Source organism: Citrobacter sp. Cpo012, assembly GCF_030333015.1.
Classification (GTDB): Bacteria; Pseudomonadota; Gammaproteobacteria; order Enterobacterales; family Enterobacteriaceae; genus Citrobacter; species Citrobacter portucalensis.
On record NZ_JAOWGR010000040.1, the window covers coordinates 277622 to 303476 of the forward strand.

The following is a 25855-nucleotide window of genomic DNA, read 5'->3' on the forward strand; positions in this document are numbered from 1 at the left end:
ACGAAGTTATGCCTGATGCGCTTCGCTTATCAGGCCTACGAAGCGCATACTTTTGTAGGCCGGATAAGGCGCAGCCGCGATCCGGCGAAGTTATGCCTGATGCGCTTCGCTTATCAGGCCTACGGAGCGCATACTTTTGTAGGCCGGATAAGGCGCAGCCGCGATCCGGCGAAGTTATGCCTGATGCGCTTCGCTTATCAGGCCTACGAAGCGGACACTTTTGTCGGCTGGCTACGCCATCCAATCACATGTTAAACAGCGCCGTGGTATTACGATACAGCGCGTCAGCGATCACGTCCGCAGGTTCCGGGCGCAGTTCGCATAAGACGTCGAAGACTCTGACTACCTGCTCCGGGCGGTTAGGCTGCCCCTGAAAGCCGTTGAGCGGCATATCCGGCGCGTCGGTTTCCAGCAACAGCGATTCCAGCGGCAGTTGCGCTATTACCTCGCGGGTTTTACTGGCGCGCGGATAGGTAATGGTGCCTCCCACGCCAATTTTGTATCCCAGTTGCACAAAGCGCTCTGCCTGCTGCACGCTCCCGGAAAAACCATGCACCACGCCAGTTCGCGGCAAAGCATGACGTTTCAGGTGCATCGCCAGCTTGTCATGGGTGCGCCGCGAATGCAGGATCACCGGCATTTCATACCGCTTCGCCAGCTTTAGCTGCGCTTCCAGCACCCGCTCTTGCTTATCGAATTGCGGATCGTCCCGATACAGATCCAATCCAATCTCGCCTACCGCCACCAGCTTTTGTGGGCGCTTATCCAGTTCCTGTTGCAACTGGTCCAGGCAGTCATCGCTATGTTGTTCAATAACAATGGGATGCAGACCAAGCGCGGCAAACAATGGAGGATAATTTTCCGCTAACGCCAGTACGCGGGGAAAATTCGCCGCCTGGGTGGCCGGAACGATAATGCTCTGTACACCAACCTCCACCGCGCGCTGAATGCTGGCAGATTCATCGCCGGTAAACGGCGGGGAATCAAAGTGACAATGTGTATCGATAAAACGATAACTCACGCCAAATCCTCATTATCAAACGTCGTGTCGTTCGCCTGAGGCGCATCGGTCACCACTGGCACATGGGCATCGTTGGCCACCGGCGCGGGAGGAACTACCACCGGCCCCGGCACCACAATCTTCGGCGTCTGACGAGGCAGCGGCGCATTTTTCGCCAGCAGTTTGCCGACTGTCGCCAGAAAGTAACGACCGCACAGGCGTCCGGTTTTGTAATCTTCCCTCAGTGCCGGAATACGGCTGCCCAACGCCATGCTATGGAGTGGTTTTGGCGGATAGATCTCAAAAATACGCAGCTTGCCCGGCGGCTTCTCAATAAAACTCTGGATAGCACGATAGCTGGTCTCATGATGCTGCACCAGATTCAGAAACGGTTGCAGGCTACTTTCACCCAACCAGCGCTCCATACGTTTGAACCACTGCGGGGTGTAGTACATTTGCGAAGGCACAGTGCGAATCACTACCAACGTTTTTGCCCCCTGCTTCGCTGCCTCCTGCACAGGTATGGCATCACTAACTCCTCCATCCAGATAGTTCACGCCGTCCAATACAACCCCTGTGCGGTAGAACCCGGGAATCGCGCTGGAGGCTCGAATGAGGTCGAGCCAGTTTTGCCGGTTCGGCGAAAAATAGCCGGGCGTGTAATCATCGCCCCGACAGGCGCACATATAAAACGCTTTCCCTGCGGCAAACAGGCGCTCGGCGTTATCCATTGCCAGCGGCATCTGGGACGCAGTCGAATCCACCAGCCAGTCGAGATCGATTAAGTTTCCCCCGCGCACAAAGCGCACCGGGTCAAAAAACTCACGGCGGGTGGTGTAACGCATAATGACTTTACGGCCATAACCAGGCTGGTTACACAGATAGGCTGAAAGGTTTTGCGCACCGGCGGACGTCCCATAGTAGAGATCAAAGGGATTGAACTGCGCGCGCATGAATTCATCCAGTACGCCAGCGGTAAAGATACCTCTTTGTCCCCCACCCTCGCACACCAGCGCCATATTGCCTGGTTGAAACGGACGTAACGATAACGGCGCAATATTACCGAGCGTGACGGGTATTCTCTGCCCCACCTCTGCCTTCCTGTTGTTTTTGTAATAGAGCAACAAAGTAACGCAAATCGCCTGACGCTAAAACCGTAAAAGCCAGTCCAATGGACTGGCTTAGTAGCAATTTTTCTTTACGGCTATGGGCTAGGGTCGTTTACGCCCGGTAAACAGGCTGACCAAAAACAGAATGATCCCCACCACAAACACAATTTTCGCTGCGCCGGCTGCAGTACCCGCCAGTCCACCAAAACCGAGTGCGGCGGCAATTAACGCGATAACCAGAAATATGATGCCCCATCGAAACATATGCTTCTCCTTTACCATAGTTAATTTCACCGCTTGATATGAGCGCTCAGGCTGCCCATCGGCGATATTTTCAGTGTGGTGCACAACACGCCTCCCGACAAACGTCAGGAGGACGAATTAAGTCTAATTACTGAGTTTTGAGATCGTTTTTGACGCTTTTCACGCCATCAATCGCTTTGGCGATGCTCTCAGCACGATCGCTTTGAGCCTGTGAATCGACGGTGCCTGAAAGTTGCACTACGCCCTCGGTGGTCTCAACTTTCACCTTGCGGGAAGGGACGATATCATCGGCCAGCAGCTTGGCTTTTACCTCACTGGTGATTGCCGTATCGCCCGCATAGCCTTTAACGGAGGTGTCTTTACTATCACGCACATGCAGTTTGTCGCTAACGGAGGTCACGCCCTCAACGCCTTTCGCCACTTTCACCGCTTCTTCGGCCTGTGCCTGGCTTTCAACAAACCCGCTTAGTGTCACCACCTTTTGATCTGTTTTGACGGAAATATCGGTGCTCTTAATGCTTTCGTGGTCCACCAGCGCGGCTTTTACTTTCGCGGTGATGGTGCTGTCATCCATGAAATTACCGACTTTGTTCATAGAGCTATCGACTTTCTGCCCCGCACTTTCGACGCCGGATTGCGCTTTATCCATCGTGGCGTTTTCTGCATAAGCAGAACCCGTTGCAACAGCGGAGGTCAGCATCACGGCCAGCAGCGTTTTAGAAATCTTAAGTCCTGTCATTGTCATCGATGTATTCCTGTATGTTTTGCCAAACGCTATGCTCTGCCGTTAAACGGCTTGAGCCAGCAACTAATCTTGTAAGTGGAATAAATATCAGCAATAGACGCTGCAACAGGCAGCCTAAAAAGCATTAAACGCCGATATTTATGTCATCACATTGTTAAATATAGTTCACGATTTCGTGATCGCAGTCAGAATTGATTAAAAAATAGGCAAACAAAAGAAAAACGCGAGGTTTTAAGAACATTCCGCAAGGGATTTAAAAGACAGGAAAAGTTGCAGGACACGGCGGATACCGTGCCCTGGAAGGTCGATTAGTGTTCGCGTGTTTTACGGAACTGAACGTCCGGGTAACGTTCCTGGGTGAGATTCAGGTTAACCATGGTTGGTGCGATATAGGTGAGGTTATCGCCGCCATCCAGCGCTAGCTGAATTTCGTTCTTACGCTTAAATTCTTCGAATTTCTTCACGTCAGAACATTCTACCCAGCGCGCAGTCGCCACGTTGACGGATTCATAAATCGCTTCAACGTTGTACTCGCTCTTCAGACGTGAGACCACCACGTCAAACTGCAGCACACCGACAGCGCCCACGATCAAATCGTTATTGGCGATCGGACGGAATACCTGCACTGCGCCCTCTTCTGACAACTGAACCAGCCCTTTCAGCAGCTGTTTCTGCTTCAATGGATCCTTCAGACGAATACGACGGAACAGCTCCGGTGCGAAGTTCGGAATACCGGTGAACTTCATCATTTCGCCCTGGGTAAAGGTATCGCCGATCTGGATAGTGCCGTGGTTATGCAGACCGAGAATATCGCCCGGATACGCTTCTTCCACATGAGAACGGTCGCCGGCCATAAAGGTGAGTGCGTCGGAGATCACCACGTCTTTACCAATGCGCACCTGGCGCATTTTCATGCCTTTCTCATACTTGCCGGATACCACACGCATGAACGCCACGCGGTCACGGTGTTTCGGGTCCATGTTGGCCTGAATTTTAAACACGAAACCGGTGAACTTCTCTTCTGAGGCTTCGACGACGCGGGTGTCGGTTTTACGCGGCATCGGCGCAGGCGCCCACTCCACTAAGCCGTCCAGCATATGGTCAACGCCGAAGTTACCCAGCGCGGTACCGAAGAAGACCGGGGTGATTTCGCCCGCGAGGAACAGCTCATGGTCGAACTCATTGGACGCGCCCTGCACCAGCTCCAGCTCGTCACGCAGCTGCTGCGCCAGGTCTTCACCCACGGCAGCATCAAGTTCCGGGTTGTTCAGACCTTTAACAACACGCACTTCCTGAATGGTGTGTCCTTTACCGGTCTGATACAGGTAAGTTTCATCTTTATAAAGGTGATAGACACCTTTGAACAACTTACCGCAGCCAATCGGCCAGGTGATTGGCGCACAGCCGATTTTCAGTTCGTTCTCGACTTCATCCAGCAGCTCCATCGGATCGCGGATGTCACGGTCGAGTTTGTTCATAAAGGTCAGGATCGGCGTATCGCGCAGACGGGTAACTTCCATCAGCTTACGGGTACGATCCTCGACGCCTTTTGCGGCATCGATAACCATCAGGCAGCAGTCCACCGCCGTCAGAGTACGATAGGTATCTTCGGAGAAGTCTTCGTGCCCCGGGGTGTCCAGCAGGTTCACCAGGCAGTCATGATACGGAAACTGCATCACAGAGGTGGTAATGGAGATACCACGCTGCTTTTCCATTTCCATCCAGTCAGATTTTGCATGCTGGCTGGAGCCACGGCCTTTTACCGTACCGGCGGTCTGAATGGCTTGTCCGAATAACAGTACCTTTTCAGTAATTGTCGTTTTACCGGCATCCGGGTGAGAAATAATGGCAAAAGTGCGGCGTTTGGCCACCTCTTGCAAATAAGGAGACAACGTCATAGTCAAATCTTCTTAGGTAAGCACGGCAACGGGCCGGGCAAGTTGAATACGAAAAATTGCGGCTATTTTACCCATCAACGGGGGGGAGGCAATCAGTGTTTACACAGGAGCTGCTCCAGTTCGCTTAATGACGCTACGGTCCAGGTCGGCTGAATGCCCGCTGGCTGCTCGCGGTGGTGCGTATTTAGCCAGCAGGTGGATAGCCCGGCGTTAATGCCGCCAAGAATATCGGACTCTGCGGTGTCACCCACCATCAGCACGCGAGAACGGTCAGGATTACCCGCCTGCTCCAGCGCATGGTCAAAAATACGGGGGTCGGGTTTTGCCACCCCAACCTGCTCAGAAATCACCAGCAGGTCGAAATAGTCGCGCAGCCCCGTCCGCTCAAGTCGGATTTGCTGCAACGCGGTAAAACCGTTAGTAATGATGCCGATTTTCGTTTTATCACGAATCGCATTGAGCAGAGAAACTGCCCCCGGCAACGGTGAGCAGATCTCCGCCATCGCATTGATGAATGCGTCATTAAGCTGGCCCGGTTCAACCTTCAGGCGTTCGGCCCAGCTCTGAAAACGGGCATGCTGCAGTTGTAATGAGGTAATCGCGCCGTTTTGGTAATCCACCCACAGCGGTTTATTCACGGCCTGGTAGTCCTGAAAATCTTCAGCGGTAAAGGTAATGCTATAGTCGAGAAACATCCGCTGTAAGCCGGTAAACGAGTCAAACGTAAACAGCGTTTCGTCGGCATCAAAGAAAATCCAGTCCCACTTCTTCATCATTACACCTTATCTTACATGCTGATTGGCAACGCCATGATGATGGCGTCTTCGTGTCCATCGGCCGTTGGATAGTAGTTGCGACGGATCGTCGCCTCGTTAAAGCCTAAGCTTTCGTACAGCGCGATAGCGGCCGCATTCGAGGCGCGCACTTCAAGCCACAGGGTCAAAATGCCACGCTTTTCCAGCTCATCGATCAGATGCTCCAGCAGCTCACGTCCCAGGCCCCGGCGCTGAAAGTCAGGATCAACGGCGATATTGAACAACGTCGCTTCATCCAGTACGACCTGCGTAATTGCAAAGGCGGCCATCACGTCGTCAACCCTCAACTGAAAATTGAGGTAGCGATCGCCCTGGTTGCTGGCAAATGTTTTTTCACTCCACGGAAAAGCGTGGGCGCGTTTTTCAATCTGAAATGCTGCGGGTAAATCAGTTGGCTCGAGGGAAGAAATCGTGTTCATATGCGCAGATTTGTTGCCATAACGCGGCGCGTGCCGCTGGGTTTTCCCGTAATTCATTAAACGCAGGACTCTCGACCTGAGCGCCCTCCAGCAGCAGCGGCTCTTCGGTTCCCAGCCGCCAGCTATTACAGCGACTGCCTTGCGGCAGCATGGCGACACGGTCAGGCGTCAGTTGTAAAACCTGATCCGGGCTAACGGTTAATGCGCGTAAAATATCGCTGATCAACGGTTCAGTTAGCGCGGGTAACTGTGCAGCAACCATCACCAAACGGACATGCGCAGGAATGGAAATCGCGATCTCGCCCTGCAGTGCGCCAGGACGACGCAACGACCACTGCGTAATGCCCAGTTGCTGTAACTGCCAGTCTCGTCGGGATGTCATAGCGAAACACTCCTGTCTATCAGGGGCGCAAATATAGCAAATTTGTCGAATCCGTGCCATCAAACAACTATAATCCCCCGCTGTACAATTTAAGGAGCATTCCATGTCTGCTTTTACCCCGGCAAGTGAAGTCTTGCTGCGCCACAGTGATGATTTCGAACAAAGCCGTATTCTGTTTGCCGGTGATTTGCAGGATGACCTGCCTGCCCATTTTGAAAGCGCCGCCAGCCGTGCGCACACCCAGCAACTTCACCACTGGCAGGTGCTTAACCGCCAGATGGGCGACAACGTCCGCTTCAGCCTCGTCGCGCAGGCCGATGACGTTGCCGATAGCGATACGCTGATCTACTACTGGCCGAAGAATAAGCCGGAAGCCCAGTTCCAGTTGATGAACATTCTGTCGCTGTTACCGGTGGGCACCGATATTTTTGTTGTCGGCGAGAATCGCAGCGGCGTACGTAGCGCAGAGCAGATGCTGGCCGAATACGCACCGTTAAACAAAGTCGACAGCGCACGTCGCTGTGGCCTGTACCACGGTCGTCTGGAAAAACAGCCGGTCTTTGATGCAGAAAAATACTGGGATGAATACCAGACAGAAAATCTGACCATCAAAACGCTGCCGGGCGTCTTCAGCCGTGACGGTCTGGATGTTGGCAGCCAACTGCTGCTCTCCACGCTGACGCCGCACACCAAAGGCAAAGTGCTGGATGTCGGCTGTGGCGCAGGCGTTCTCTCCGTCGCCTTAGCCAGCCACTCGCCGAAAGTGCGCTTAACCCTGTGCGATGTTAGCGCCGCCGCCGTTGAAGCCAGCCGCGCAACGCTTGCAGCCAACGGCATTGAAGGTGACGTCATCGCCAGTAACGTCTTTTCTGACGTAACGGGTCGTTTTGATATGATCATCTCCAACCCGCCGTTCCACGACGGTATGCAGACCAGCCTTGATGCTGCACAAACGCTGATTCGTGGCGCAGTGCGTCATCTCAACAGCGGTGGTGAACTGCGTATTGTGGCGAACGCCTTCCTGCCTTATCCGAAGGTACTGGATGAAGTGTTTGGCTTCCATGAAGTTATCGCGCAGACCGGACGTTTCAAGGTCTATCGCACAGTGATGACGCGCCAGGCGAAAAAAGCTTAACTGCTCCAGGCCAGATAAGGCGTTTACGCCGCCATTCGGCGTGACACCGAGCAACGCCGGATGGCGCTATCGCTTATCCGGCCTGCATAAAACGCCAATAACCGAAGAAACGCCTTTTTTTTCGGCAATCACGTTAAGTTCGAAAATTAACTGTTGACGCCCTGCATAAAATCTCTAGAATTCGCCCCCGTGGTAACGATACTTTTTGAGTGTCGATGGTATGCGAAGGTGGCGGAATTGGTAGACGCGCTAGCTTCAGGTGTTAGTGTCCTTTCGGACGTGGGGGTTCAAGTCCCCCCCCTCGCACCATAATCCACGTTGATATTGCTCGCACTGGGCGAAGGTGGCGGAATTGGTAGACGCGCTAGCTTCAGGTGTTAGTGTCCTTAGGATGTGGGGGTTCGAGTCCCCCCCCTCGCACCAACGAGGCGATATCAAAAAAATAAGATGACTGTGCGAAGGTGGCGGAATTGGTAGACGCGCTAGCTTCAGGTGTTAGTGTCCTTAGGATGTGGGGGTTCGAGTCCCCCCCCTCGCACCAATTATCTTATTTCCCTCTCGATTTCCTTCTCTGTTTTGTTCATCCCTGATTCCAGTTCATCATTACCAAAACAATGCCGCCAATCAGTGCCGCGCATGAAGGTAACAAAACAAAGTGCCGTAAACGTTTGTGGTACAGCATGAGCGAAGTCAGCAGTAATCCTAATACAATCATCACCTTCCATACGTAGACCGACAGGTCGCTATATGCCATCCCGGCAATCAGCATTCCCGGCAGCAGAACCCCCCATCCACTGCCCAGCGTACGTTGCAACATGATTTCACCTATGACATTGATAATGATAACCAATATCATATGATAAAATTTCTCATTTGTCAGCCGTGAAGCACTATCAATTATATGAGTTTTACTTAACGATTGATGACATGAATAATCCAAGGTGATAAATTGCTCAGCGGTTTGCTCTTCAACTAAAAACAATAAAAACCTCTGCGAATGATACCCCGTTCGTTATTTGTTTTATTTACCAACACACCTTCGTACATTGCAGATAACTAACAATATTTACCTATGACAGTACAATCCTGGCGAACTCTGCGCACAAAAAAATACCAACTCTCTTTACGACTGTTTCTGCTGCTCAACGCAGTCTCCGCGCTGTTTACGCTTTTTTTCCCACTGTTTGCGGTCAAAGCCTTATCAGTACCGGCGTTGCTGATACTGGTGATGAGTACACTGCTGCTGGTATGGCATGGGAAATACGCGGATAAAAGAATTAATCTCCCTTTTATTTCAATCGTTTTTGGCTTGTTATGGGCGTTACATATATTCTTGAAATATAACGCTCTAGGTCAGAATGATTATTATTTCCTGTTAATAGCGCTGCTAAGCGTGCTGTTTATTGGCTCTATCGCTTTTGCCAATAATATCATCGCGTTTACGCTCCACTCACTCCCCTCCGTCGCCGTTTGTTTATGGCTTAACGGCAGCGAACATGGTTTGCGGATTTTCTATTTTATGGCGCTGCCTATGGCCGGTATCGCCATCCAGCATGTGATACAAAAGCGCTACGATGGATTCGCTCAGCAACTGATGTACAAACTGCTGGAGGAAAGGGAAACCCTGAACGGGCTCAGCATGCTCGACCCGCTAACCGGTTTGTATAATCGCCGGGGGCTGCAACACCGGCTCGATACGCTGTTGGCTCTGAGTAATTCGAAGCACTTCGTTCTGCTGCTGGATATCGACCATTTCAAATCCTATAACGATCATTACGGACATATGATGGGCGACCAGGCGTTGATCCGTGTTTCTGCCGCCATCCGAGACTCCGTACGCTCCCGGGATGTGGTGGCGCGTTTTGGCGGTGAAGAATTTATGATTTTGCTGACCGCGGTCGATCCACAGCAGGCCCAGGCTGCCGCCGAACGTATCCGCCAAAAAGTGTACGACCTTAAAATCCCTCACATGTTTAATGAGAGCGTGGCAACCAACGTAACCGTCAGTATCGGCATTGCACCTCTGGTAGAACAGGATATTGATGCTGCTATCGCCAAAGCGGATAAAGCCCTTTACGAGGCCAAGAATCTTGGGCGTAACAATACCCTGGTCAGCGATGAGCTGCGGGTCAACTGCCCCTCTACCTGAGCTTTCTGTGCGCTGCCCCTCGGGATGGCGACAAAGATCTTGCCATCGCTCAATGTCAATTATAGGATTAGCAATCATTATCATTAAGATTAACATCCTTATATCGACATGGCTTATCGTTCCGCACCGATCGTTGAAGATGTCATCTGGCGTAGCCATCTCCCCTCAGAGATGCCCTCGCTGGCTGCTGCCGTACGCGCAACGATAGCCAAAACTCGCGAGCACCTGCTGGACTTCATTCGTCTTGACGAAACGCCTGTGCCAGGTGCAATGACGCTGCATGAATGGACGCAACCGGCGACGCTTAGCTCGCTGCTGGCCGTTTATTCAGACCATATCTATCGCAACCAACCCACGCTACCCCGCGAAAATAAGCCCCTGATTTCTCTTTGGGCGCAATGGTATATCGGCCTGATGATGCCTCCGTTAATGGTGGCCCTACTGACGCAAAAAGAGGCTATCGACGTCTCTCCTGAACATATGCGCGTAGAGTTTCACGAAACAGGCCGTGCGGCCTGCTTCTGGATCGACGTCCATCAGGATCACCAGGCTACAGCCCTGTCTCCTCAACAACGCATGGAAACGCTGATTCTCTCAGCGCTGACGCCGGTTGTGCAGGCGTTGGAAGCAACTGGCGAGATCAACGCGAAGCTTATCTGGAGCAACACCGGATATTTAATTCACTGGTATTTAACGGAAATGAAGCCGTTGCTAGGTGAGGAACTGCTGGCCACGCTGCGCCAGACCTGCTTTTTTGAGAAACAACTCTCCTGCGGTCAGGATAACCCTCTATGGCGAACCGTTGTTCCGCGTGAGGGGCTGTTAGTACGCAGAACCTGCTGCCAACGCTATCGCCTGCCTGACGTTCAGCAATGCGGAGACTGCACGCTGAAGTAAGCGAGGAGCCGTAGCCCCTCGCCAGATATTTATGCAACCTGCTGGTTTTCCTCTTCCATACGCTGCGCCTCTTCTTTTTCCTGCGCCAATAGCTGCTTTTCGTAGACTTTAAAGAACGGGAAGTAGATAACGGCCGACACCAGCGCCAACAGCACCACCAGAATAGCCGCACGATAATCCCAGCCTAATGCCCATGCCGCGCCAACCGGTGCAGGTGCGGTCCAGGGAACCACTGAAATGACCCGCCCAATTAAATCCAGTTTCATCGCCGCCCAGGCCAGTACCGCATTCACCATTGGGGCCAGCAGGAAGGGGATAAAAAACACCGGGTTCATGACAATCGGCGTACCAAAAATCACCGGTTCGTTAATATTAAAAATGCTGGGGACTACGCTCAGACGCCCAATTGAGCGTAGATGAGCCGAACGACTACGCAGATAGCAAATCACCAACCCCATCGTTGCACCTGACCCTCCGACCACAATAAAGAACGTCCAGAACGCTTCCATAAAGATATGCGGTAACGGCGCGCCCTGCGCCAGCGCCGACTGGTTCATCCCAAGATTAGTTAGCCAGAACATTTGCAGCATTCCCGACACAATTGCCGCGCCGTGAATACCCGCAAACCACAATAGATGTCCAATCAATACCGCCAGAAGTATCGCCGGGAGAGAATCTGCAGCCGACACCAGTGGTTTAAAGATGGCCATAATGGCCTGAGGGATCAGCATGTCAAACTGCGACTGTATCACCAGACTCAGCGGGTACAGCGTCAGTACTACCACCAGCACCGGGATCAGCAGATCGAAAGAGTTTTTGATCATCGGCGGCACCTGATCGGGTAAACGGATGCCGATGTTGTGCGCCTTCAGGAAGCGCATCATTTCAACACAGTAAATGGCCACCAGGATGGCGGTGAAAATCCCCGTTCCTCCCAGGCTATCAACCGGCATTGTGCCTTTGGTTTTTGGCGCGGCAATCAGCAAAAAAGCCATGATTGATAGCATCGCACACATAAACGGATCTAACTGATGCGACTTCACATAGTGCTTACCCAGGTTATAAGCAATAGCCGCACATATGTAGACCGACATAATCCCCATCGTCATATCAAACGGTGTGAGGATTTGGCCTTCAAACTGTTTTGCCAGATCCAGCCACGCGCGGGCGAATCCCCAGGTGGTATCCGGAGAAAACGGCGGATAGGCAAAAACCAGCAGAAAAGAGCCTACAATCATAAAAGGCATCGCCGAAATAAAACCGTCGCGAATGGCCATTACATGTCGTTGCGAAGAGATGCGCCCGGCAACAGGGCTGACGTAATTTTCAACAAAGCGGAAAATCACGTTAAACACAGCATGGTTAGTAGACATAGCCGTTCTCCCGTTGTGCAAAACCCTGCAACCGTGCTGGCATCAACACCGCCACCACGTAAAGCCCATTACCACTTTTCGCAACCGTGCCGGGAGGAACACCAGCGCTACCGCTTTTCGAGTTAAGTTTCATAGATGGCTCTTATTATGTGATACAGAGGAAGTGACAACTTCAGTATTAATCGTCATTTCAGCATTCTGCAACCGGTTACTGTAACCGGTTTCTTTGATTGTGAAGACGATCGAAAAACTGCTAATGTTGCTATGTTGTTACAATAAAATATTTACAGTGTGGTTGCCCCTATGACAAATTACATCCTGCAGTTTTCTGCTGTGCAGGGCTATCTGTAAGCGATAGGGAGAGAAGAATGAGTTTGCAATCAGTACGCCAATTCCTGGCGCAACATGCACCAGATATCGAGATAATCGAATTAAACCAGAGCACAGCAACCGTTGATCTGGCAGCAAAAGCCCATAACGTTGAACCTGGCCAAATAGCGAAAACACTTTCGCTAAAGGTGAAGAACGATATCATCCTGGTCGTGGCAAAAGGCGATGCCCGACTGGATAATAAAAAGCTTAAGAGTACGTTCGGTGCCAAAGCCCGAATGTTAAGTAGTGATGAGGTCGTGAACGCGACGGGGCACCCCGTTGGCGGCGTTTGCCCCTTCGGATTAGAAACACCGATATCAGTGTACTGTGATGTTTCTCTGAAGCACTACGCTGAAGTGCTGCCTGCCGCAGGTGCCATCCACAGCGCTGTTCGCATCACGCCTGAAAGGATGGCTGAACTGACTTCTGCCACCTGGGTTGACGTGTGTCAGTAATGTTTCACGCGCTAAACCGGCGGCCAAGCCCGGCAAGAAACACGTCAACGTTGCCCGTCACGAAACCGCCTGCATAAAAGGCGCTGGCTCGCCAGCACGCAGATACAGCAGGATGTCGGCGGCATCCAGTAACCCGGCATCCGAGCTGACCCCCAGTTTGGACATCACATTGAATTTGTGTGCCCGAATGGTTTTGATGTTCCGTTCAAGCTGAACAGCAATCTGTGGCATCGAATAGCCATTCGACATAAAGCGCAGTATTTCTCGTTCTGTCGGACTGAGCATACGGCTTTGATTAATATACCAATGGTTTTTCGTGCCTTCGGTTCCCCGACCAGGGCTGCTTAACGCCGTAAATAACGCGTCCTGCAACACCGTTAACGAAGAAGCTTTACTCACAACGCCATCTAACGGCAAGGGGGACAGGGAACCAATTAAACGCGCTTCAGCATCATCATCGGCAATCACCACACGGCGAATCCGCGGATAATTTATCGCCAGCTCCGTTAAATAAGCCAATCCTGCCCTACGATCGGTTCTGATTGCAGAGAGGGAAAAAATAACTGCCGAAAACGACATCTTTAACATTGCCTGGCTAAAAGCGGGCTGGTTTGAAAAAAGATGAAGTTTATATTGGTCATCCGGCATGGTATTAAATAAACTCTTAATACCCACGCTGCTCATCGTGCACTTTTCTACCAGTGCAACGTTTCTTTTGATGATTCTGCTTTCCATTCCGTGGTTTCTCCATAAACTGAAGGTAAATTAAGTTCTCGCGATCCTTGAGAACTATTTATCCAGGCATACATTTCTGCATTGCTATTTATCGACAAGCGACGCATAGCGCTATTCTTTTGGGCACTGATTGTTTTATTGCTTTTTTTCAGCAACGCCGCAATCTGATTAATCCCCCAGCCTTTCCCAAGCAGGCGCAATACTTTTCTTTCAGAGAGAGTGAGAACGATAGATCGTGTGCTATGGTCTAACAATTGCGGCATAGCAGGCGGAGAGAGCAGCGCCTTGCTTATTCTCTCTGCTCGTGTATTTCCCGCGTGAATGACATTCACTAAACTTTCAATCGGCTCGGCGTCAGAGAGCAGCGAGCTGACAGGACACATCAGTAGTTCAACCGCCAGAGGATAAAAGATACGAGATACGAGAAATACCCAGTGAATATCACGGTATTGAGATAATAAAGAATAATATTGTTCGCAAACTGCACGTGGATGATTGCAGTCTCCGGTTAAATCAGCAATTACCAAATCAGCACACCGTAGCTGTAATAACGTCAGTTCTTCAACAGAACGACAGTAGGTAAGTTCGTAATCGGAGAACTTTCCCTGCATTATACCTTTAAGCCCAGTTTGTATAATCGGTGATTTACTAATAATAATTGCGTTTTTGCAGCGTCCTGGCAACATATCCCCTCCACACTCACCAGTCCGCAATCGTACTTAATTAAATTCTCCCGGGTGGATTAATAATCTTAACTCACAGGAAAATACTCCGAACAATAAGCGGGGTGAATTGTTATCCTTGGTATTTATTTCAAAAAGTATTGACGGCACCATCCAAATAGCGCCAAATTCTAAGCTATTATTGCACAATTACGTATAAATACATTATCTGTACAATTATAATAACTACAATAGATCGTTAGCATGGCTTACGTATTTGCCATCCGGGAAAATAGCGCTACATTTCAATCATGTCTCCCTCTCGTACCTTAGCGAACGGGGGCGTTAAGATGCCACAACCGTATCACCTGTGTCTTTTTTCGACACAAAGATTGATCTTAGCCAGAGCCAGCGGGCTCATGCTTCATGATAAAAAGAAGACATTCGTCACTCAAAGAGATCCTTTTCAGTCAGAGCGAGCCATGCAAACAGAGCAGTCGTCACAGCGAACGGTTACACGGTTATGTATTCAATGCGGACTTTTTTTACTTCAGCATGGGGCAGAAAGCGCTCTGGTTGACGAGTTATCCACCCGACTCGGGCTGGCACTTGGCATGGATAGCGTAGAAAGCGCCATCTCCTCTAACGCTATCGTCCTGACCACCATTAAAGACGGGCAATGCCTGACATCAACGCGAAAAAATCAGGATCGCGGCATTAATATGCACGTCGTGACGGAAGTGCAGCACATTGTCATTTTGGCGGAACATAAACTGCTGGATATTAAAGGGGTAGAGAAACGCTTTAGCCAGATTAAGCCGCTACGCTATCCAAGATGGCTGGTCGCCTTCATGGTCGGTTTATCCTGCGCCTGCTTTTGTAAACTCAATAACGGCGGATGGGATGGTGCGGTGATCACCTTTTTCGCCAGCATGGTGGCAATGTATATCCGTCAGATTCTGGCATCCCGGCATTTGCACCCACAAATTAACTTTTGCATCACCGCGTTTGTGGCGACAACGATTTCTGGTCTGCTGCTGACGCTACCGACGTTTAGCCACACCCCGACCATCGCCATGGCCGCCAGCGTGCTGCTACTGGTTCCGGGCTTTCCGCTGATCAACTCCGTCGCGGATATGTTTAAGGGACACATTAATACCGGGCTCGCCCGCTGGGCAATTGCCAGTTTGCTGACATTGGCAACCTGCATTGGCGTGGTCATGTCGATGACCTTATGGGGGCTGCGCGGATGGGCGTGATCGATTTCATATTGGCGTTAATGCAGGACATGATCCTGTCGGCGATCCCGGCGGTAGGCTTTGCCATGGTATTTAATGTCCCTCATCGGGCGCTCCCCTGGTGTGCGTTACTCGGCGCGCTCGGCCACGGTTCGCGAATGGTAATGATGAGCGCAGGGTTTAATATCGAGTGGTCGACCTTTATGGCATCGCTGCTGGTCGGCTGCATTGGGATCCAGTGGTCGCGTTGGTATCTGGCACATCCGAAAGTCTTTACCGTTGCGGCAGTGATCCCGATGTTCCCTGGGATCTCCGCTTACACCGCCATGATCTCGGCGGTAAAAATCGGTCATTTTGGCTACAGCGAAGCGCTGATGATCACCCTGCTGACCAATTTCCTGAAAGCCTCATCGATCGTCGGCGCGCTCTCCATCGGACTATCCGTGCCAGGATTATGGCTGTATCGCAAACGCCCACGCGTTTGACGGTGCACTTTCTTTAATACCCTGCAGAGAGGGGAATCTCCCCCTCATCTGCTGCTCTCCTTCTTCTCTGTGTTACTATAAAAGCAGTCCCCTTCTCGGTTGTTGTTCAGTATTGAGAAACATTATGCCCTGCAAAATTTTGACGCCAGACGTCACTAGCATTGACGCCTTACTACACGATCACCACGCCGTGCTGGCCAAGTCTGCGGGTGGCGCCGTAGCCGTATTCGCTAACAATGCGCCAGCGTTTTACGCGGTGACGCCTGCGAGACTGGCTGAGCTGTTGGCGCTTGAGGAGAAACTGTCACGCCCGGGAAGCGATGTGACATTAGATGATCAATTTTATGAAGAGCCGCAAGCCGCTCCCGTTGCCGTACCAATGGGGAAATTTGCGATGTACGCTGCCTGGCAGCCTGATGCCGACTTTCAGCGTCAGGCCGCTTTATGGGGCGTAGCGTTGAGAGAGCCAGTTACTGCTGAAGAGCTGGCCTCATTTGTTGCCTACTGGCAGGCTGAAGGAAAAGTCTTTCACCATATTCAGTGGCAGCAAAAACTGGCGCGCAGCATTCAGATTGGACGGGCCAGCAATGGCGGAATGCCAAAGCGCGATGTGAACAGCGTCAGTGAACCTGACAGCCACATTCCACCGGGTTTTAGAGGATAACGATGAAAAACGTTGGCGACCTGATGAAACGTCTGCAAAAAATGATGCCACCTAATGTCGAGCCCGCCTTTAAAACGGGCGAAGAACTGCTGGCATGGCAAAAAGAGCAAGGTGAAATTCGTGCCGCAGCGCTGGCCCGCGAAAACCGGGCTATGAAAATGCAGCGCACATTCAACCGCTCCGGTATCCGTCCGCTGCATCAGAACTGTTCGTTCGAAAACTATCGGGTAGAGTGCGAAGGTCAGATGAACGCCCTGAGCAAAGCCCGCCAGTATGTTGAAGAGTTTGACGGCAACATCGCCAGCTTTATCTTCTCCGGCAAACCCGGCACCGGCAAAAACCATTTAGCCGCCGCCATCTGCAACGAACTGTTGCTGCGTGGTAAGTCAGTGTTGATCATTACCGTGGCCGATATCATGTCGGCGATGAAAGAAACGTTCAGTAATCGTGAAACCAGCGAAGAACAGCTGCTCAACGATCTGAGCAATGTGGATCTGCTGGTGATCGACGAGATCGGCATGCAGACCGAATCCCGCTATGAAAAAGTGATCATTAATCAGATTGTCGATCGCCGTTCGTCCTCAAAACGTCCGACCGGTATGTTAACTAACAGCAATATGGATGAAATGAACAAGCTGCTGGGTGAGCGCGTGATGGATCGTATGCGCCTTGGCAACAGTCTGTGGGTCATTTTTAACTGGGAAAGCTACCGTAGTCGGGTAACCGGTAAAGAGTATTAACGTATTAGGACCACTCCTAAGACTGCCAGCGCTATACTGCGCTGAAAAGGCATAACACGAGTTGCATATAATGATGAAAACTACCAAACGTCTGCTGTGCTGTGCGCTTGCCGCCAGCACGCTCATCTCCACCAGCGTTTTCGCCGCCTCCTGGCAGGATTCGCTCTCCAGCGCGGCCAGTGAGCTGAGCAAACAAAGCTCCGGCTCGCAAAGCAGCTCGTCGCTCTCTTCCCTGACCAGCCTGCTGAACGGCAGCAATCAGTCTTTGACCTCCAGCAGCATGAATAACGCCGCCGGGATCCTGGAATACTGCGCTAAACAGAAACTGGCCTCGGTCACCGACGCGCAAAACGTCAAAAACCAGGTGCTGGATAAACTGGGACTCAGCGCGCCAGAGCAGAAACAAGATACCAACTATATGGACGGGATTCAGGGGCTGCTCAACGCCAAAGATGGTCAACAGCTGAACCTGAGCACGATCGGTAACAGCTCGCTGGCGAAGCAGGTAAAAACCAAGGCCTGCGATCTGGTGTTAAAACAGGGCATGAACTTCATTTCCTGACGCACGACATGCCGCGTATAACCTGCGCGGCATCTATTTATTTTCGACAATACATTCACATTCCAAATAAACAGTATTTCTCCACAAAAACGCGCATATCTAAACCAATTCTGAATAACAACGTAATTTAATGTCACTACAATTGCAGCAATGTAACAACGCTATTACATTGTTCTCTCACCAAATGATTAGCCTGCCAGGCAATTGCCCGGTTTACTGAGGATCGACCGTTGTCAGAATTAATCTCCATCACTCTGTTTCTCGCTTCAGTGCTGATTTATGCCTGGAAAGCGGGTCGCAACACCTGGTGGTTTGCCGCCACGTTAACGGTGCTGGGGATTTTTATTGTCTTGAATATCACGCTGTACGCCAGTGATTATTTCACCGGCGACGGGATCAATGACGCGGTTCTCTATACGCTGACCAACAGCCTGACCGGCGCAGGCATCGGCAAATATATCCTGCCGGGCGTTGGGATCGCGCTGGCGCTGACGACCGTTTTTGTCGCTCTCGGCTGGATCCTACGCCGCCGTCGCCATCATCCACATCATGTGGGTTACAGTCTGCTGGCCCTGCTGCTGGCGCTGGCCTCCGTTGACGCTAGCCCGGCATTTCACCAGATAACCGAACTGGTGAAGTCGCAGTCACGCGATGGCGACCCGGATTTCCCGACGTATTATAAAGAGCCATCGAAAACCATTCCCAATCCGAAGCTGAACCTGGTGTATATCTACGGTGAGAGCCTCGAACGCACCTATTTTAATAACGACGCGTTCCCGGATCTGACCCCGGAACTCGGCGCGTTGAAAAACGAAGGTCTGGATTTCAGCAACACCATGCAGCTGCCGGGTACGGATTACACCATCGCGGGCATGGTCGCCTCCCAGTGCGGTATTCCGCTGTTTGCGCCGTTTGAAGGCAACGCCTCTGCGTCGGTTTCAAGTTTCTTCCCTAACAATATTTGTCTGGGCGATATCCTGAAAAACTCCGGCTATCAGAACTACTTTGTGCAGGGTGCCAACCTGCGCTTTGCTGGCAAAGACGTGTTCCTGAAATCTCACGGCTTTGACCATCTGTATGGTGCGGAAGAGTTAAAAAGCGTGGTGGCGGACCCGACCTATCGTAACGACTGGGGCTTCTACGACGATACCGTGCTGGACGAAGCGTGGAAAAAATTCGAAGAGCTTTCGCGCTCGGGCCAGCGTTTTTCACTGTTTACCCTGACCGTGGATACCCATCATCCGGATGGATTTATCTCCCGTAGCTGCAACCGTAAACGTTATGACATCGACGGGAAGGCTAACCAATCGTTCAGCGCGGTCAGCTGCAGCCAGGAAAACATTGCCGAATTTATCAATAAAATCAAAGCATCGCCGTGGTTTAAAGATACCGTTATCGTGGTGTCTTCCGATCATCTGGCGATGAACAACACCGCATGGAAGTATCTGAACAAGCAGGACCGCAACAACCTGTTCTTCGTACTGCGCGGCGATCAACCGCAACAGGACACGCTGGCGGTAAAGCGTAACACGATGGATAACGGCGCAACGGTACTGGATATTCTCGGCGGCGATAACTTTATCGGCCTTGGCCGCAGCAGCTTGTCGAGCGAATCCGTCTCGGAAGTGTTCCTGAACATCAAAGAAAAAATGCTGGCGTGGAAGCCCGATATCATTCGCCTGTGGAATTTCCCGAAAGAGATGAAAGAGTTCACCGTCGACCAGGACAAAAATATGATCTCTTTCTCCGGCAGTCATTTCCGCCTGCCGCTGCTGCTGCGCGTATCGGACAAACGCGTCGAGCCGCTGCCGGAAAGCGAATACTCGGCCCCGCTGCGCTTCCAGCTGGCAGATTTCGCCCCACGCGATAACTTCGTCTGGGTCGATCGCTGCTACAAAATGGCGCAACTGTGGGCGCCGGAGCTGGCACTCTCTACCGATTGGTGCGTATCACAGGGGCAGCTGGGCGGACAGCAAATCGTACAGCACGTCGATAAAGCCAAGTGGAAAAGTAAAACCGTATTTAAAGACACGGTGATCGACATGGAGCGCTATAAAGGTAACGTCGATACGCTGAAAATTGTCGATAATGACATTCGCTACAAAGCAGATAGCTTCGTTTTCAACGTGGCGGGCGCGCCGGAAGAGGTCAAACAGTTTAGCGGCATTTCACGCGCCGAATCCTGGGGACGCTGGTCCAATGCGCAGCTCAGCGAAGAAGTAACGATTGAGTACAAAGCCCCGCTACCGAAGAAATTCGATCTGGTCATTACCGCGAAAGCCTTCGGTGACAATGCCAATCGTCCGATCCCCGTGCGCGTTGGCAACGAGGAGCAGACGCTGGTGTTAGGCCATGACGTCAGCACCACCACCTTACATTTTGATAACCCGGCGGATGCCGATACGCTGGTAATTGTTCCACCCGATCCGGTCGCCACCAACGAGGGCAATATTCTCGGTCACTCACCGCGTAAGCTGGGGATCGGGATGGTTGAAATCAAAGTCGTGGCTCAGGGTTCGTAACATGAAAGGCCTGATAGCGCTTTGCTTATCAGGCCTATCGTGAACCGAATGTATTGTCTGAAAAAAAACAGCGCCCAACACCACACCGGGCGCTGCATGGCAACCTTATTCCAGACCGTTCACCGCCTGGCGCATACCCTGCACCAGAATCATCTCCAGATTGGCCGTCACCTGCCCGGCAAGCCCAGGTAACAACGTCAAATCCTCTCCCCAGTGTGCCGCATCGCCAAGCACGGCATCCACCAGTTCACGCAACGTTAAATCGTTGCCAACTCGCGGCCACAGGCTGGCATACAGGCTTACCCACTGCTCATCATCCTGTATCGGATAGCGTTCCCCGTCGCGCTCTGCACGATAAAACGCCAGCAGCGCAGCGAGGGCAAACGTTAACCGCACGGGCCAGCGCCCATTGTGCTGACCCGCCAGCAGCTGCGGCAAAATTCGGGTGCGGAATTTGGTCATCCCGTTAAGCGCAATGGAAAGCAACTGGTGGCGAATGTAGGGGTTCTGAAAACGCCCGCTCACCGCATCGGCAAATTCACGCAATTCGTCCGCCGGGAGATCCAACACCGGAATAATCTCCTCACTAATCGCCCGCTCGACAAAGCGGCGGACATCAGCATCCTGCATCGCCTCGCCAACGGTCTCCAGCCCGCACAGCCACGCGACCGGCACCAGAGCCGTATGCGCACCATTGAGGATAGCGACCTTGCGCTCTTTGTACGGTTTGATATCGCTCACCACACGGATATTCAGCGGACACTGCGCCAGCTTCAGCTCCTCTGCCAGCCACTGCGGCCCCTGGATCACAAACAGGTAAAAATGCTCCGCGGTATCGAGAAACGCATCGTGATAGCCAAGCGTAGCCTCCAGCGTAGCGGCTTCTTCGCGCGGATAGCCGGTGACAATACGGTCGACCAGCGTGGAACAGAACGTGTTTGCCGTCTCCACCCAGTCGGCAAATGCCGGAGGAAGTTGCCACTCCTGCGCATACCGCAGCACCAGGGTTTTGAGCGCCTCACCGTTATAGTCGATAAGCTCGCACGGGATAATTACCCAGCCCTTATCCACCGCGCCCGCAAAGTGGTTAAAACGCTCCAGCAGCAGGCGTGTCAGCTTGGCCGGAAAACTCACCGGCGGCGCATCATCCACACGGTCCGCTGCGTGATAGCTAATTCCGGCTTCGGTGGTATTCGAAAACACAAAACGGATGTCCGCATTGTGCGCCAGCGCCAGATACGCCGCGAAATCCTGATACGGGTTGATTTCGTTATTCACCGAACGGATAAGCCGTGCCTCACTCACTGCCTCACCCTGCTCGTTAAGCCCGCGTATCAGCGTGGTATACAGCCCGTCCTGGGTATTCAGCGACGGCGGAAAATCGGTATTGATCGGGCGAACGATGGTCACGCCAGCGTTCAGATCGGTTTGCTCGTTGAGGATATCCAGTTGCCAGTCAACAAACGCCCGCAGGAAGTTACCTTCACCAAACTGGATCACGCGCGTTGGGTAGCTGGCCCCCGGAAAATCACGTCGATTCAATGTCTTCATCGCATTTCCCCTCTCAGAACGTGATCACGCCTTTAATCAGCTCACGGTTGTTAATCACATCCCGTTCGTAGATTTCTGCCAGTGTGGCAAACGCGTAACGGTGCGTGAGCATCATGTCGGCGGTAAGTTTGCCTTCCGACATCAAACGGCCCACTTTGGCGAAATCTTCCGGCGTGGCGTTGCGGCTGCCCATCATGGTGGTCTCTTTCTTGTGGAACTCAGGGTCAGAGAACTGCAAATCGCCTTTGAACAGCCCAACGAAAACGATGCTGCCGCCATGACGAATCAGATTCACCGTGTTGTTCATCGCATGCTGATTCCCCGTGGCATCAATAACCTTTTGCGCCAACGAACCGCCAAACTGGTCACGCAGCTGCGTATCAAAATCTTCAGCGGATGGGTCGATAACCGGGAGCCCCAACCGGGAAGACACGTGCTCCCGGCGTGCTGGACTGGTATCGGCGACCACCACCTGTGCGCCATCGGCTTTGGCAATCGCTGCCGCCCCCAGACCAATCGGACCCGCGCCGACCACCAGCACCTGCTCACCCGGAGCCACCGCCGCCCGGCGTACCGCATGAGCGCTGATAGCGTAAGGCTCAATCAGCGCCGCCGCCTGCGGGTCAATCCCCTGCGCATCCAGCAGGTTGGTCACCGGAACGGACAGATATTCACTGAAACCGCCATCCTGGTGCACGCCAATCACTGAAATCTTCTCGCAGCAGTTGGTGCGCCCGCTCAGGCATGCCGGACACTGCTGGCAGGCCACGTAAGGAATAACCGCCACCTGCTGACCATTTTTCAGATTCTGTATATTCTTACCCAGACCGACAATTTCCCCACATATTTCATGCCCTAATACACGCGGGTAGCTGAAAAAAGGTTGATTGCCACCCCAGGCATGAATATCAGTACCACAAATTCCTACCGACTTAATTTTAATTAATGCTTCACCCTCACCCGGAATAGGTATTTCGCGCTCTTTCCAGACTAATTTTTTAGGTTCCTGGCAAATCAACGTATTCATCGTAGACATGATTCTGCTCTCCTGTTTTTTTGTTGCCTCAGATATCAACGAAAATAAAAAAGACGGAGAAAGCAGAAACACAATCTGTGAATTCCAGCGCATAAAAATGTTTTAAATCGGGTTTTAATAGATAAAAAGGAGAAGCCATGAGCCGTTCGCAGAACTTACGCCACAATGTGATTAACCAGATAATCGATGATATGGCGCGTGGTCATATCCCTTCCCCACTCCCCTCACAAAGCGCACTGGCGGAGATGTACAACATCAGCCGCACCACCGTGCGCCATATGCTGAGCCACTTAGGCGAGTGCGGCGTGCTGACCCAGGTCGGCAGCCACTATGTCATCGTGCGAAAACCCGACCATGACGACGGTTTTGCCTGCACCACCGCCTCCATGACCGAGCAAAACCGGATTTTTGAGCAGGCGTTTTTCACCATGATCAACCAGCGACAGCTGCGTGCAGGCGAGAGCTTCTCCGAACTGCAGCTTGCCAGAGCCGCAGGCGTCAGCCCGGTGGTAGTGCGGGAATATCTTTTAAAATTCGAGCGTTACAACCTGATTAAAAACGAAAAACGCGGTCAGTGGAGCATGAAGCAATTCGATCAGGCCTATGCTGAACAGCTGTTTGAACTCAGAGAGATGCTGGAAACGCATTCTCTGCAGCATTTCCTCAATCTGCCCGATGATGACCCGCGTTGGTTGCAGGCTAAAACGCTGCTGGAGCGCCATCGGATCCTGCGCGACAGCATTGGCAGCAGCTTTCGCATGTTCTCGCAGTTAGATCGTGAGTTCCATGCTTTGCTACTCTCTGCTGCCGATAATGTATTTTTTAATCAATCACTTGAAATCATCTCCGTGATTTTCCACTTCCACTATCAGTGGGATGAGAGCGATCTCAAGCAGCGTAACATCATTGCCATTGATGAGCACATGACCATCCTCAGCGCGCTGATATGTCGCAGCGACCTGGATGCCACCCTGGCGCTCTGTAACCATTTGAATTCAGCCAAACAATCGATGATTCGCTCCATCAACCAGGGTTGTAACGTCGCTCATTAAGTACCGATAAAAAACAGCAAATCATTACCGGGAGCACGATTTTATAAAAATAAAAACGCCTGAAAAATACCTCTTGCCTATGCTCACGCTAAGTCGACTGCATTAAAAACTTTTGTGAGCGGTGATGAGCAAATTGATTCATCACTGGTATTTTTTCAATACTGCACAGTCCTGCTGTGTGAAAAATAAATTATTGAGGTTCAGGAGTCCGGCGTGGAAAAAAATAATATTACCCTCGACCCAAGTTCTTCGTTTGGCACGTCGTCATCTGCGGATATTAATGTTCCGCCTGAGGGCATGGTGCAACGCAGTAGCCGAATTAAACGTATCCAGACCACAGCAATGATTTTATTATTTTTTGCTGCGGTGATTAATTACCTCGACCGCAGCTCACTGTCGGTCGCCAACTTAACGATTCGTGAAGAACTGGGGCTGAGCGCCACGCAAATCGGCGTGCTGCTGTCGGTATTCTCTCTCGCTTACGGTATTGCGCAACTGCCCTGCGGTCCGCTGCTGGACCGCAAAGGTCCGCGCATTATGCTGGGACTGGGGATGTTCTTCTGGTCGCTGTTTCAGGCGATGTCCGGCATGGTGCACAGCTTCACCCAGTTTGTGTTGGTGCGTATCGGGATGGGGATCGGCGAAGCGCCAATGAACCCGTGCGGCGTAAAGGTCATCAACGACTGGTTTAACATCAAAGAGCGCGGCCGCCCGATGGGATTATTCAACGCCGCCTCCACCATCGGGGTTGCCATTAGCCCGCCGATTCTGGCTGCCATGATGCTGGTAATGGGCTGGCGCTGGATGTTCATCACCATTGGCGTGCTGGGTATTTTCCTCGCCATCGGCTGGTACATGCTGTATCGCAACCGCGAGCAAATTGAGCTGAGCGCCACGGAACAAGCGTACCTGAACGCCGGTAGCGTCAATGCCCGCCGCGATCCGCTGAGCTTTGCCGAATGGCGCAGCCTGTTCCGCAACCGTACCATGTGGGGCATGATGCTGGGCTTTAGCGGCATCAACTATACCGCATGGCTATACCTGGCCTGGCTGCCGGGCTACCTGCAAACCTCCTACAACCTGGATTTAAAAAGCACCGGATTAATGGCGGCGATCCCGTTCTTGTTTGGCGCAGCCGGCATGCTGATTAACGGTTTTGTCACCGACTGGCTGGTGAAAGGCGGTATGGCGCCGATCAAGAGCCGTAAGATTTGTATTATCGCCGGGATGTTCTGCTCCGCAGCCTTCACCTTCGTCGTGCCGCAGGCCACAACGTCAATGGCCGCCGTGTTACTGATCGGTATGGCGCTGTTCTGTATCCACTTCGCAGGTACCTCGTGCTGGGGTCTGATCCACGTCGCCGTCGCCTCACGTATGACAGCTTCCGTGGGCAGTATCCAGAACTTTGCCAGCTTTATCTGCGCGTCGTTCGCACCGATCGTCACCGGTTTTATTGTTGATACCACCAACTCTTTCCGCCTGGCGTTGATCATCTGCGGCTGCGTCACCATGGTGGGTGCCCTCGCCTACATCTTCCTGGTTCGCCAACCCATCAGCGATCCGCGTAAAGATTAATCCTCCAGATGCCCGATAAC

General features: G+C 52.1%; 28 protein-coding genes and 3 tRNA genes. 16 read left to right on the top strand and 15 right to left on the bottom strand.

Annotation, left to right across the window (positions count from 1 at the left end):
* Positions 1 to 15: 15 nt before the first annotated feature.
* On the top strand, positions 16 to 255 hold the full coding sequence (locus OGX90_RS15760) for a hypothetical protein (protein WP_286624228.1): 240 nt from the start codon (positions 16 to 18) through the stop codon (positions 253 to 255).
* Here OGX90_RS15760 and OGX90_RS15765 read toward each other — a convergent pair.
* The 8 genes from OGX90_RS15765 to holD all read right to left on the bottom strand — a co-directional run bounded on the left by OGX90_RS15765 (position 245) and on the right by holD (position 6632).
* Positions 245 to 1021: a metal-dependent hydrolase gene (locus tag OGX90_RS15765; protein WP_286624230.1), complete on the bottom strand. Its 777-nt coding sequence runs from the start codon at positions 1019 to 1021 to the stop codon at positions 245 to 247. The two genes, OGX90_RS15760 and OGX90_RS15765, sit on opposite strands and share 11 nt — an antisense overlap.
* Complete coding sequence (locus tag OGX90_RS15770; protein WP_286624232.1) at positions 1018 to 2091, bottom strand: patatin-like phospholipase family protein; 1074 nt, start codon at positions 2089 to 2091, stop codon at positions 1018 to 1020. The genes OGX90_RS15765 and OGX90_RS15770 overlap by 4 nt, the downstream gene beginning before the upstream one ends.
* A gap of 120 nt (positions 2092 to 2211) precedes the next feature.
* On the bottom strand, positions 2212 to 2373 hold the full coding sequence (locus OGX90_RS15775; protein WP_003019081.1) for a DUF1328 domain-containing protein: 162 nt from the start codon (positions 2371 to 2373) through the stop codon (positions 2212 to 2214).
* Positions 2374 to 2500: 127 nt separating this feature from the next.
* A complete protein-coding gene (gene osmY / locus OGX90_RS15780) occupies positions 2501 to 3118 on the bottom strand; it encodes a molecular chaperone OsmY (protein WP_032942312.1) in 618 nt (205 codons plus the stop codon).
* 308 nt (positions 3119 to 3426) lie between these two features.
* On the bottom strand, positions 3427 to 5016 hold the full coding sequence (prfC, locus tag OGX90_RS15785; protein ID WP_003829982.1) for a peptide chain release factor 3: 1590 nt from the start codon (positions 5014 to 5016) through the stop codon (positions 3427 to 3429).
* A gap of 92 nt (positions 5017 to 5108) precedes the next feature.
* Positions 5109 to 5789, bottom strand: a complete 681-nt coding sequence (yjjG, locus tag OGX90_RS15790; RefSeq protein WP_008786125.1) for a pyrimidine 5'-nucleotidase — start codon at positions 5787 to 5789, stop codon at positions 5109 to 5111.
* 14 nt (positions 5790 to 5803) lie between these two features.
* Positions 5804 to 6250 (bottom strand): ribosomal protein S18-alanine N-acetyltransferase, encoded by a 447-nt coding sequence (rimI, locus tag OGX90_RS15795; protein WP_003829985.1) that lies wholly within the window; start codon positions 6248 to 6250, stop codon positions 5804 to 5806.
* Positions 6219 to 6632: a DNA polymerase III subunit psi gene (gene holD / locus OGX90_RS15800; RefSeq protein WP_153687640.1), complete on the bottom strand. Its 414-nt coding sequence runs from the start codon at positions 6630 to 6632 to the stop codon at positions 6219 to 6221. The genes rimI and holD overlap by 32 nt, the downstream gene beginning before the upstream one ends.
* A 103-nt stretch (positions 6633 to 6735) precedes the next feature.
* On the opposite strand from holD, the gene rsmC reads away from it, so the two are divergent.
* The 4 genes from rsmC (at position 6736) to OGX90_RS15820 (ending at position 8308) form a co-directional block, all read left to right on the top strand.
* Entirely contained in the window at positions 6736 to 7767 is a 1032-nt protein-coding gene (rsmC, locus tag OGX90_RS15805) for a 16S rRNA (guanine(1207)-N(2))-methyltransferase RsmC (protein WP_008786123.1), read from the top strand.
* Between the two features lie 222 nt (positions 7768 to 7989).
* Positions 7990 to 8076: transfer RNA gene (locus tag OGX90_RS15810), tRNA-Leu, on the top strand.
* Between the two features lie 28 nt (positions 8077 to 8104).
* Positions 8105 to 8190: transfer RNA gene (locus OGX90_RS15815), tRNA-Leu, on the top strand.
* A 32-nt stretch (positions 8191 to 8222) separates the two neighbouring features.
* Positions 8223 to 8308, top strand: a tRNA-Leu gene (locus OGX90_RS15820).
* Between the two features lie 39 nt (positions 8309 to 8347).
* Here the strand turns inward: OGX90_RS15820 and OGX90_RS15825 are convergent.
* Positions 8348 to 8584 (bottom strand): DUF1435 domain-containing protein, encoded by a 237-nt coding sequence (locus OGX90_RS15825; protein ID WP_003019100.1) that lies wholly within the window; start codon positions 8582 to 8584, stop codon positions 8348 to 8350.
* A 255-nt stretch (positions 8585 to 8839) separates the two neighbouring features.
* Between OGX90_RS15825 and OGX90_RS15830 the strand changes: the two genes are divergently transcribed.
* Entirely contained in the window at positions 8840 to 9916 is a 1077-nt protein-coding gene (locus tag OGX90_RS15830; protein ID WP_286624236.1) for a GGDEF domain-containing protein, read from the top strand.
* Between the two features lie 108 nt (positions 9917 to 10024).
* Entirely contained in the window at positions 10025 to 10813 is a 789-nt protein-coding gene (gene fhuF / locus OGX90_RS15835) for a siderophore-iron reductase FhuF (RefSeq protein ID WP_153753771.1), read from the top strand.
* 29 nt (positions 10814 to 10842) lie between these two features.
* Here the strand turns inward: fhuF and OGX90_RS15840 are convergent, their stop codons facing one another.
* Both OGX90_RS15840 and OGX90_RS15845 read right to left on the bottom strand, forming a co-directional pair.
* The gene (locus OGX90_RS15840) at positions 10843 to 12186 is read right to left on the bottom strand and encodes a PTS cellobiose transporter subunit IIC (protein WP_003829998.1); all 1344 of its coding nucleotides are present in this window, start codon (positions 12184 to 12186) and stop codon (positions 10843 to 10845) included.
* Positions 12176 to 12319, bottom strand: coding sequence for a hypothetical protein (locus OGX90_RS15845; RefSeq protein ID WP_020996240.1), 144 nt, complete (start codon positions 12317 to 12319; stop codon positions 12176 to 12178). The genes OGX90_RS15840 and OGX90_RS15845 overlap by 11 nt, the downstream gene beginning before the upstream one ends.
* A 235-nt stretch (positions 12320 to 12554) precedes the next feature.
* Here OGX90_RS15845 and OGX90_RS15850 point away from each other — a divergent pair, with 235 nt between their 5' ends.
* Positions 12555 to 13013: a YbaK/EbsC family protein gene (locus tag OGX90_RS15850; RefSeq protein ID WP_003830001.1), complete on the top strand. Its 459-nt coding sequence runs from the start codon at positions 12555 to 12557 to the stop codon at positions 13011 to 13013.
* Between the two features lie 57 nt (positions 13014 to 13070).
* Here OGX90_RS15850 and bglJ read toward each other — a convergent pair whose 3' ends face one another.
* Both bglJ and OGX90_RS15860 read right to left on the bottom strand, forming a co-directional pair.
* Positions 13071 to 13748, bottom strand: coding sequence for a DNA-binding transcriptional activator BglJ (bglJ, locus tag OGX90_RS15855; RefSeq protein WP_048214999.1), 678 nt, complete (start codon positions 13746 to 13748; stop codon positions 13071 to 13073).
* Entirely contained in the window at positions 13709 to 14434 is a 726-nt protein-coding gene (locus tag OGX90_RS15860; RefSeq protein ID WP_286624239.1) for a helix-turn-helix transcriptional regulator, read from the bottom strand. Before OGX90_RS15860 ends, bglJ begins: the two co-directional genes overlap by 40 nt.
* A gap of 458 nt (positions 14435 to 14892) precedes the next feature.
* Between OGX90_RS15860 and OGX90_RS15865 the strand changes: the two genes are divergently transcribed.
* From OGX90_RS15865 to opgB, 6 genes are all read left to right on the top strand, one after another.
* Positions 14893 to 15669 (top strand): threonine/serine exporter family protein, encoded by a 777-nt coding sequence (locus tag OGX90_RS15865; protein ID WP_032942309.1) that lies wholly within the window; start codon positions 14893 to 14895, stop codon positions 15667 to 15669.
* Positions 15660 to 16133: a threonine/serine exporter gene (locus OGX90_RS15870; protein WP_020996241.1), complete on the top strand. Its 474-nt coding sequence runs from the start codon at positions 15660 to 15662 to the stop codon at positions 16131 to 16133. The genes OGX90_RS15865 and OGX90_RS15870 overlap by 10 nt, the downstream gene beginning before the upstream one ends.
* Positions 16134 to 16257: 124 nt before the next feature.
* Positions 16258 to 16797, top strand: a complete 540-nt coding sequence (gene dnaT, locus OGX90_RS15875; protein WP_008786116.1) for a primosomal protein DnaT — start codon at positions 16258 to 16260, stop codon at positions 16795 to 16797.
* 2 nt (positions 16798 to 16799) lie between these two features.
* Positions 16800 to 17537: a replicative helicase loader DnaC gene (gene dnaC / locus OGX90_RS15880; protein ID WP_003019133.1), complete on the top strand. Its 738-nt coding sequence runs from the start codon at positions 16800 to 16802 to the stop codon at positions 17535 to 17537.
* Between the two features lie 70 nt (positions 17538 to 17607).
* On the top strand, positions 17608 to 18099 hold the full coding sequence (locus tag OGX90_RS15885; RefSeq protein WP_111466152.1) for a YjjA family protein: 492 nt from the start codon (positions 17608 to 17610) through the stop codon (positions 18097 to 18099).
* Positions 18100 to 18329: 230 nt separating this feature from the next.
* Entirely contained in the window at positions 18330 to 20621 is a 2292-nt protein-coding gene (opgB, locus tag OGX90_RS15890) for a phosphatidylglycerol--membrane-oligosaccharide glycerophosphotransferase (RefSeq protein WP_153687644.1), read from the top strand.
* A 105-nt stretch (positions 20622 to 20726) separates the two neighbouring features.
* Here the strand turns inward: opgB and OGX90_RS15895 are convergent, their stop codons facing one another.
* Positions 20727 to 22172 (bottom strand): tagaturonate reductase, encoded by a 1446-nt coding sequence (locus OGX90_RS15895; RefSeq protein WP_208744726.1) that lies wholly within the window; start codon positions 22170 to 22172, stop codon positions 20727 to 20729.
* A gap of 13 nt (positions 22173 to 22185) precedes the next feature.
* Positions 22186 to 23208 carry a zinc-binding alcohol dehydrogenase family protein gene (locus OGX90_RS15900; protein WP_048215005.1) on the bottom strand — a complete coding sequence of 341 codons (1023 nt, stop codon included), beginning with the start codon at positions 23206 to 23208 and terminating at the stop codon, positions 22186 to 22188.
* Between the two features lie 137 nt (positions 23209 to 23345).
* Here OGX90_RS15900 and OGX90_RS15905 point away from each other — a divergent pair, with 137 nt between their 5' ends.
* Together OGX90_RS15905 and OGX90_RS15910 are read left to right on the top strand one after the other, a co-directional pair.
* The gene (locus OGX90_RS15905) at positions 23346 to 24260 is read left to right on the top strand and encodes a GntR family transcriptional regulator (RefSeq protein ID WP_003830023.1); all 915 of its coding nucleotides are present in this window, start codon (positions 23346 to 23348) and stop codon (positions 24258 to 24260) included.
* A 213-nt stretch (positions 24261 to 24473) separates the two neighbouring features.
* On the top strand, positions 24474 to 25835 hold the full coding sequence (locus OGX90_RS15910) for an MFS transporter (RefSeq protein ID WP_003845612.1): 1362 nt from the start codon (positions 24474 to 24476) through the stop codon (positions 25833 to 25835).
* Positions 25836 to 25855 lie beyond the last annotated feature (20 nt).

Excerpts from the sequence above, each read along its gene's own strand:
- yjjG (WP_008786125.1), bottom strand. The coding sequence starts at position 5,789 with ATGAAGAAGTGGGACTGGATTTTCTTTGATGCCGACGAAACGCTGTTT.
- rsmC (WP_008786123.1), top strand. The coding sequence starts at position 6,736 with ATGTCTGCTTTTACCCCGGCAAGTGAAGTCTTGCTGCGCCACAGTGAT.
- OGX90_RS15860 (WP_286624239.1), bottom strand. The coding sequence starts at position 14,434 with ATGTTGCCAGGACGCTGCAAAAACGCAATTATTATTAGTAAATCACCG.
- OGX90_RS15900 (WP_048215005.1), bottom strand. The coding sequence starts at position 23,208 with ATGTCTACGATGAATACGTTGATTTGCCAGGAACCTAAAAAATTAGTC.
- OGX90_RS15775 (WP_003019081.1), bottom strand. The coding sequence starts at position 2,373 with ATGTTTCGATGGGGCATCATATTTCTGGTTATCGCGTTAATTGCCGCC.
- dnaC (WP_003019133.1), top strand. The coding sequence starts at position 16,800 with ATGAAAAACGTTGGCGACCTGATGAAACGTCTGCAAAAAATGATGCCA.
- holD (WP_153687640.1), bottom strand. The coding sequence starts at position 6,632 with ATGACATCCCGACGAGACTGGCAGTTACAGCAACTGGGCATTACGCAG.
- bglJ (WP_048214999.1), bottom strand. The coding sequence starts at position 13,748 with ATGGAAAGCAGAATCATCAAAAGAAACGTTGCACTGGTAGAAAAGTGC.
- OGX90_RS15840 (WP_003829998.1), bottom strand. The coding sequence starts at position 12,186 with ATGTCTACTAACCATGCTGTGTTTAACGTGATTTTCCGCTTTGTTGAA.
- OGX90_RS15825 (WP_003019100.1), bottom strand. The coding sequence starts at position 8,584 with ATGTTGCAACGTACGCTGGGCAGTGGATGGGGGGTTCTGCTGCCGGGA.
- fhuF (WP_153753771.1), top strand. The coding sequence starts at position 10,025 with ATGGCTTATCGTTCCGCACCGATCGTTGAAGATGTCATCTGGCGTAGC.
- rimI (WP_003829985.1), bottom strand. The coding sequence starts at position 6,250 with ATGAACACGATTTCTTCCCTCGAGCCAACTGATTTACCCGCAGCATTT.
- OGX90_RS15865 (WP_032942309.1), top strand. The coding sequence starts at position 14,893 with ATGCAAACAGAGCAGTCGTCACAGCGAACGGTTACACGGTTATGTATT.
- OGX90_RS15850 (WP_003830001.1), top strand. The coding sequence starts at position 12,555 with ATGAGTTTGCAATCAGTACGCCAATTCCTGGCGCAACATGCACCAGAT.
- OGX90_RS15760 (WP_286624228.1), top strand. The coding sequence starts at position 16 with ATGCGCTTCGCTTATCAGGCCTACGAAGCGCATACTTTTGTAGGCCGG.
- dnaT (WP_008786116.1), top strand. The coding sequence starts at position 16,258 with ATGCCCTGCAAAATTTTGACGCCAGACGTCACTAGCATTGACGCCTTA.
- OGX90_RS15830 (WP_286624236.1), top strand. The coding sequence starts at position 8,840 with ATGACAGTACAATCCTGGCGAACTCTGCGCACAAAAAAATACCAACTC.
- OGX90_RS15905 (WP_003830023.1), top strand. The coding sequence starts at position 23,346 with ATGAGCCGTTCGCAGAACTTACGCCACAATGTGATTAACCAGATAATC.
- OGX90_RS15845 (WP_020996240.1), bottom strand. The coding sequence starts at position 12,319 with ATGAAACTTAACTCGAAAAGCGGTAGCGCTGGTGTTCCTCCCGGCACG.
- osmY (WP_032942312.1), bottom strand. The coding sequence starts at position 3,118 with ATGACAATGACAGGACTTAAGATTTCTAAAACGCTGCTGGCCGTGATG.
- OGX90_RS15870 (WP_020996241.1), top strand. The coding sequence starts at position 15,660 with ATGGGCGTGATCGATTTCATATTGGCGTTAATGCAGGACATGATCCTG.
- OGX90_RS15885 (WP_111466152.1), top strand. The coding sequence starts at position 17,608 with ATGATGAAAACTACCAAACGTCTGCTGTGCTGTGCGCTTGCCGCCAGC.
- prfC (WP_003829982.1), bottom strand. The coding sequence starts at position 5,016 with ATGACGTTGTCTCCTTATTTGCAAGAGGTGGCCAAACGCCGCACTTTT.
- OGX90_RS15895 (WP_208744726.1), bottom strand. The coding sequence starts at position 22,172 with ATGAAGACATTGAATCGACGTGATTTTCCGGGGGCCAGCTACCCAACG.